8 protein-coding genes and 1 tRNA gene are annotated in these 6,587 nt (G+C 57.6%); 6 read left to right on the forward strand and 3 right to left on the reverse strand.

Annotated elements, in window-relative coordinates:
* Positions 1-939 precede the first annotated feature (939 nt).
* The 4 genes from ACTMO_RS23165 (at position 940) to ACTMO_RS0118745 (ending at position 3,588) form a co-directional block, all read left to right on the forward strand.
* Complete coding sequence (locus ACTMO_RS23165; RefSeq protein WP_157062957.1) at positions 940-1,350, forward strand: hypothetical protein; 411 nt, start codon at positions 940-942, stop codon at positions 1,348-1,350.
* Positions 1,351-1,386: 36 nt separating this feature from the next.
* Positions 1,387-2,058, forward strand: a complete 672-nt coding sequence (locus tag ACTMO_RS22635; protein WP_084792239.1) for an NACHT domain-containing protein — start codon at positions 1,387-1,389, stop codon at positions 2,056-2,058.
* 82 nt (positions 2,059-2,140) lie between these two features.
* Entirely contained in the window at positions 2,141-3,031 is an 891-nt protein-coding gene (locus tag ACTMO_RS23170; RefSeq protein WP_157062958.1) for a hypothetical protein, read from the forward strand.
* A gap of 5 nt (positions 3,032-3,036) precedes the next feature.
* The gene (locus tag ACTMO_RS0118745) at positions 3,037-3,588 is read left to right on the forward strand and encodes a flavoprotein (RefSeq protein WP_425394332.1); all 552 of its coding nucleotides are present in this window, start codon (positions 3,037-3,039) and stop codon (positions 3,586-3,588) included.
* 16 nt (positions 3,589-3,604) lie between these two features.
* Here ACTMO_RS0118745 and ACTMO_RS0118750 read toward each other — a convergent pair whose 3' ends face one another.
* Positions 3,605-4,297: an HAD family hydrolase gene (locus tag ACTMO_RS0118750; RefSeq protein WP_019856214.1), complete on the reverse strand. Its 693-nt coding sequence runs from the start codon at positions 4,295-4,297 to the stop codon at positions 3,605-3,607.
* On the reverse strand, positions 4,294-5,136 hold the full coding sequence (locus ACTMO_RS0118755) for a GntR family transcriptional regulator (RefSeq protein WP_026449396.1): 843 nt from the start codon (positions 5,134-5,136) through the stop codon (positions 4,294-4,296). Before ACTMO_RS0118755 ends, ACTMO_RS0118750 begins: the two co-directional genes overlap by 4 nt.
* 122 nt (positions 5,137-5,258) lie before the next feature.
* Between ACTMO_RS0118755 and ACTMO_RS0118760 the strand changes: the two genes are divergently transcribed.
* Complete coding sequence (locus tag ACTMO_RS0118760; protein WP_019856216.1) at positions 5,259-5,744, forward strand: hypothetical protein; 486 nt, start codon at positions 5,259-5,261, stop codon at positions 5,742-5,744.
* A gap of 264 nt (positions 5,745-6,008) precedes the next feature.
* Entirely contained in the window at positions 6,009-6,380 is a 372-nt protein-coding gene (locus tag ACTMO_RS0118770) for a hypothetical protein (protein ID WP_157062959.1), read from the forward strand.
* Between the two features lie 116 nt (positions 6,381-6,496).
* On the opposite strand, the gene ACTMO_RS0118775 is transcribed toward ACTMO_RS0118770, so the two are convergent.
* Positions 6,497-6,570, reverse strand: a tRNA-Gly gene (locus ACTMO_RS0118775).
* Positions 6,571-6,587: the final 17 nt, after the last annotated feature.

Below are 6,587 nucleotides of genomic sequence, written 5' to 3' on the forward strand. Positions count from 1 at the left end.
AGAAAGGCCCAGGCCGGAACTTCGTAAGCTCCTGACCTGGGCCTTCGTCTCTGGAGCGGGCGACGGGAATCGAACCCGCGTTCTCAGCTTGGGAAACTGATACTCGCGTCCGCGCACGGCTCCTGTCCTGCGGCGCAAGGTGGTCTGGAGTGACCGCCATTGACCGTGGTTGACCACCCTTAATGGCCCCTGTGTGGCCCGAGGTTAGATCAACTCTTGCTACTGGGCTCCGTGGCTTCTCTGATGTCGTAGAGCGGGACGGGTGGATCGTGAAGCAGGATCGCACGGATCGGTCCGGGTGCTCGTCCGTCTTCGTCTCTGAGCTGAGCTTCGGTTTTGAAACCTTCGGGAGCGCCATTCCACGGATAAACGGGGATAGGGTCGGGGGTTTCCGACAAGGCTGTGGCGTCGTCCATGTGCGAAACTCTAGGGGTGTAGTCCTCGTTGCTGTACCGCTCGTCAGAGAATCTTCAAGGGCTATGTGACAAGCCTGTGGTCAGCGCGGCTCGGTCAACGAGCCCCGATGTCCACAGACGCGGCAGCGATCGCCGGGCTCAGCGGTACACGGCTGCGGCAGACACGGCATCGATACAGACAGACTGCGTGGCAGAGGCAGAGGACGTGGACGACGTTTGCTCTGGTTCAGCGTGCCGTTCCGGCCGTCGCCGGGCGGCTGGCTGGCGCGCGAACGGCCGTCAGGCCGCACGCGTAAGAGCCATGCCCAGGCGGCGCGCCTTGATCCCGTAGAGCCAAATTCGGCAGCCTTTCGAAGTTTGATGAGCAGGTCTGGAGGGTTTTGACTAATACTGAGAGAATGCTCCAAATGGGTGATATACGTAGGTAGTGGACAGATATCCTGGTATGTCCCGGTAATATACTTTCGGGCAAGATATTAATTATTCGTATAATATTATTTTAAATGTTCTTTGTATGAGGTGTGTGGTTGCAGTTATGTTGGAATATCAATATCAGAAAGTGAGGATTGTTGGATGGGTGGTTGTTGGCATAGGTTTGGGCTTTCCAGCTGCATTGCTGCCATTGTCGGCTCTCCTCAGTACTGGCGACGGTGTATCATTCAATAATTATGTTGGTTGGGCAAACATCCTTTCGCTTACCGTCGCCGCTGTGGGAGTAATTATCGTCATTGCTGACAAAATAGGTGCAATAAGCAGATCAACAAATAGGAACCTTGCAGAACTGGCATCTATGCTAGCGAAAGAGGAATTGAAGCAACAGAATAGATTCTTGTCGCATTTGCTGGGCACTGATTCGCGCGACAATAGGCCAGCTCAGGCAGAGTTTACTCCAACGGAAAAAAACTATAGAGGAAGGGGTAAGCGGAATAAATAGAGAAAGAAGCCAGAGCCGCGGGATTATAAAGAAATAATGGATTACTACAATAGAGACGCTTCTGGACGTTTAGTAATATTGGGTAGGCCTGGTGTCGGCAAGACCGTACTTGCCGTGCGTCTTGCGGTGGATCTGTTACGTAACATAAATGTGAATAAGCATGAGTTCCATGGTACTAGTGGGCCGCGAGTACCCGTGCTCTTGCAGCTTGGATCGTGGGATCCAAGTGAAACAAGCCTTACAGAATGGATGAGTCGCGAAATTTCAAAACGATTCAACTTAAGTAGTAAGATTACTTTACAGTTAGTTTCAGAAGGGTGGATCACGCCTATCTTGGATGGGCTGGATGAGATGGATTTCTCCAATGAAAAGCGGAGGGCAATAAAAGCAGTTGAACTGATTAATGATTATATAGCCGAGAAGACGGACTCTAGTATAGTCGTCATTTGTAGATCTGGACCAAGTTACTACGATAAGTTGATTCGAAAGGTGAGGAATGCTTCAGAAATTATAGTTCAACCATTAGGGCGGTCTCAGATTGTCGACTACTTGGAGCTTCAATGTCAGGACGAGGATGATTTTTACGATTGGAAGCCTGTATTTAACGACTTGGAAGAGTCCCAAAATGATTATCTAGTTAATGCCCTTGGGACCCCGTGGAGACTGACCGCCGCTGTCGCATTTCAACGAGGCGGGGGGGGATCCTAGGAATCTGCTTCCTAGTGAGAACGAGATCAATGGTGATAACTCGCTGAGCCGTGGTTATTACGATCGCGTATTTAATGTGCTGATGAGCGCATTTATTGAAGCACGAGCTCGCATTTTCGAGCGTGGAAAGTACACGCCGTTTTCCGCAATGAGGTGGCTCCGGCGGCTCGCTATGATAAAGAAAATTCCTAGTCAATACGATCACTACAAAACGGATATCGTTCTTTACGAGTGGTGGCGTTTAATTGGACCGAGACACGTATTACTATGGCAGAGTGCCATCACGATCACAGTTATGCAAATTCCGTTCGGCCTTGCTGGCTACGTTGGATTTTTGGATTACGTCGAGCTTCAACTGGGATGGCTGACAGTAGTTGCGATTGCTGCTAACAGATGGACAATCGTGTTTTTCGCGCTGAAGCGATCGATTCGCGCTAGTAAGCCAGTTAGTCTTCAGATACGTAGCTTGCGAAATCCGATTCGACTTATCGGTGCTTCAATTGGTACAGGAGTTGGAATTATTGCTGGCTTGGTTTCTGCAGCTGCTTATAGTATTCCTTTGGGGGTTGGTGTCGGTGTTAGTATTGGAGCAATCGCAGTATTATATACGGCATCGTCGGAGGCAGTTCCGATAGGTGTGAAACGGCCAATGGATCCGCTATTTAATGATAGAAGGTTTTCGTTGGTAATTGGATTTGTGTTAGGCGCTTATGCGGTCTTGTATTACTCGACTATTTATGGCGTGCGAGTTGCTGTTCTGTATGGAATGATGTGCGTCTTGGGTGCTGTTTGTTCGTCGGCATATATGCGCTATGTGATTGCCGTTTTTTATGGTTGGACACTCGGGTTTCCGTTGAGGTTGAATAAATTCCTTGCGTGGTGTTATGACTCCGGTATTTTGAGACAATCTGGTTCTGGGTATCAATTTCGCCATCAGGAATTGGAAGAGTTTCTCTCTGCCCAAGGTCAGTGAGGCTGATATCAGTGAGGTTGGGACTAATTGGCTCCGCGGCCGGTGGACTGGAGAACATCCGCACAGCCCTGGTCGAGCCCGCGATCGCGCGCGGGTGGCGGGTGGCGGTCACACTCACACCCACGGCAGGAACGTGGCTGGAGGACACCGGGGAGCGGGAACGGATCGAGGCAGCGACGGGACTGCCGTGCCGGGTGGCTCCGAGGATGCCGCGTGAGGCCAGTCCGCACCCGCCGGTCGACTGCTTCCTCGTCTGCCCCGCGAGCGCGAACACGGTCGCCAAGCTCGCGCTCGGACTGGCCGACAACCAGGCACTGACGACCGTGTGCGAAGCGATCGGTACTCGGTCCGTGCCGATCGTGGTGTTCCCGAGGATCAACGCCGCGCACGCACGACAACCCGCCTGGGACTCCCACATCTGCGCCTTGGAGCGTGCGGGCGTGCACCTGCTGACCGGTGACGAGTACTGGCCGCTGCACGAACCGCGAAGCGCACCACCCGACAAAGACCTTCCTTGGGAAAGGATCTTGGACACTGTGGACACCGTGACAACCTGATGAGCTTCTGGCTGGGTCATAGCGTGCTGGTGATGGGTTTGAGCTGTTCGGTCACGGTGTCGGCTCCGGCGTTGGTGAGCCTCTCGAACTTGTCGGGCTTGTTGGCGTAGCCGATCGCGGGGGCACCGAAAGCATGCGCGGCCTTGACGTCGCTCGGTGAGTCTCCGACCAGCGTGCAGGCGGCGGGACTGGTGCCGGTCGCCTCGGCCGCACGCTGAAGAAGCCGCGTGTCCGGTTTCAGGTAGGTGGCATCGTCCGGTCGACGTGCCGCGATGGCATCCACTGGGTCGGTAAGCCCGTGTTCGGCCAGATAGGCAGACACGGCGCTGTCGGCGTTGTTGCTGACGATGCACAGCGACCGTCCGGAAGCGTGGCAGCGCTCGATCAGCTCGACCGCTCCGGGCGTCGGTGCCGCGCTGGAAACGGCTTCGATCTCCGAGCTCCGAACAACCGCTTCGACGTCCTCGACAAGCTCGGGGCCATCGGCTGCTAGCAGTGACAACAGCTCCAGTGGATCGTTCGTTTCACACCGCTGCGCAAGGTCGGCGTATCCGGCGTGGCGGATCGCATCGAGCGCGCGGGCCGCGACCGTCGAAGCTGCCAGACCCGTGAACACAGCGCACACGGGTCCGTCGAAATCGAGCATGACGCACGACTTCGTCGTGAGAATCTCGCGCAACCGTCGCTGATCGGCGCTGTGCTCGGTCATGGTTTGAACTCTCGACTGACGGTGGTCCACATCGACTCGAACCATATTTGCGACTGTTTGACGTACTGGCTGCCCGTGGATTCCTCGTCTTCGTCCGCGGCGTGCTGGAACAGCGTCGCGTCCTTGCCCATGAGGTCGTAGATCGGTGTGTCCTCACCATTCAGCGGGACCACGTGCTCGCGGACCGGATAGAAGCCGAAGAAGATCTCGGAGTTGTTCAGTACGTAGAGCTTGAACAGCGGCGCGGTCGGGTGAACCCGCACTTCGGCGGAAGTCTCCGGGACAAGGCCGAACGAGCCCAGTTCTTGCACCGAGTCCATGATCGCCTGGGTGTGCCTGCGCATGATGCCGTCGGCCCGCGCGCGGAACGCCGGGCTGTCTTCCAGACCGTCAACCTTGCAGGGCAGCGGCATCGGATTCTGCGTGTCCGGCAACAGCATCCGAATCTTCAGCGACTGCGGCGTCAGCCGTCCCACCCGGATCTTGTCCAGCGGTTCTTGAATCACGCCGTGCAGCGTCTCGCCGGAGAACCCGGCGAAGTCGATCGCAATGTGCTCGGCTTCGAAGGCACGTTCGATGTGCGGGCGCAGACCGATAGGCCGCTCTGTGCGCTCCCGTACGAACACGCCGCTTCCCTGTCGCGAGGTCACCAACCCTTCCTCGCGCAGTACCCGGAGAGCCTGCTGAGCCGTCATGCGAGCCACGCCGTACTGCCTGCCCAATTCGGCACCGGACGGTAGCCGGTCCCCTGGCTGATACGTCCGCGTGAGGATCGCTGCTCGAAGCGCGCTCGCTACCTGGATGTAAGGCGGGCGAGGGTCGTCAGGATCAAGGCTCATGCGCTCAGGTTAGAGCCCCTCTGGCCTAGCTGGCTAGCCACGCTTTGACATGGCTAGCCATGTTAGGTAGATTAATCATGCTAGTCAGGCTAGGCAGCTCGGCTGTGAGAGGAGCGAAACCGATGACGATCGAGCGCGGGTCTCGCTTTGATGTGGAGTCCGACCAGGTGTTTCCGCAGGGCGCGTTGATGCAGGGTGAGATCTTTTCGGACATGGAGTTCGTCTCCAACGGAGACGCGACCCGTGGCAAGAAGGCCAACCAGCGCAAGGACGAGCGCACGGGCCTGTTGCGGTGGAAGGTTCTGGTTTCCGATCCGAGCGCGGAAAAGGAGTGCGATGCCTCGGTGACAGTGGTTGCGCTGTCCGAGGTGCAGCCGGTTCCGCCGGAGTCGGTGCAGGTGGTTCCGGGGTTGTCGGTGCGGCCGGTGGAGTTCACGGACATGACCGTCGAGCCGCGCGTGATGGGCGACAAGTTCAAGTACCTCGGCTACACGGTGCGGGCCAAGGGCATTGCCACGCCGGGTCAGGCAGCGATTCCCCAGCCGCAGAGGCCTGCGTCGGCGGTCAAGTCGACCGCTGACAAGTCCGACGAGAAGCCCACCGCATGACCGGGCACACAGGTCGGAGGACTCGCTCGATGCCGCCGAGATCGACAAGTTGGTGCGACGCATCCGCAGCATTCAGCGCTTGATGCTGGTCGCGTCGATCGCACAACGAAGTTCGGAAGTGGACCGGCTCGCCGACGAGCTGATCCGCGATGTCCGCCGAGTGATGGGGCTCAGCGAGTGGCTGGCCGGTGTGTTGGTAGCCGGATGGGTCGCCCAGCTCCCCAGAAGGGCGCCGCAGACCTCGCTTCCCACAGGCAGTCCGAAATGGAGAAGACAGTGTTTGTGAACTGGGACCGCGAGCAACACGCCACGGATCAAGCGGTTGCCAGGGTGGAGGACCTGCTTCGAGCGGTCACCGACCACGTGAACACCGGACGCCGGGTGACGGCGTACTCCGATCCGTGGGCGGAAGGCCGGCTCACGCCGGATACGGCGCGCGAATGGCACGACTACGCCGAATCCGGCGAGCAGTTGTGGGAACAGGTCATCGCCTTCGCGTCGGCACGCTGGCTGGAATGGCGCGGCCGTCGCGTCGACGCTTCGGCCGTGCTGCGTGCCGTCACAGAGTCCGAACAGCCGGGCGGGGGACCGCCCCTTCGGTTAGTGAAAAACGAGCGCAACGAAAGAAACCACTGACGCAAGTGCGATGATCGCGCGATGTTGTTGGCATGTTGGTGAGTGGCCCGGTCGGTGGTGGCACGAGAAAGGCCCAGGCCGGAACTTCGTAAGCTCCTGACCTGGGCCTTCGTCTCTGGAGCGGGCGACGGGAATCGAACCCGCGTTCTCAGCTTGGGAAGCTGATGTTCTACCATTGAACTACGCCCGCACTGCCTCAATGCGTTG

The organism is Actinopolyspora mortivallis DSM 44261 (assembly GCF_000384035.1).
GTDB classification, from domain to species: domain Bacteria; phylum Actinomycetota; class Actinomycetes; order Mycobacteriales; family Pseudonocardiaceae; genus Actinopolyspora; species Actinopolyspora mortivallis.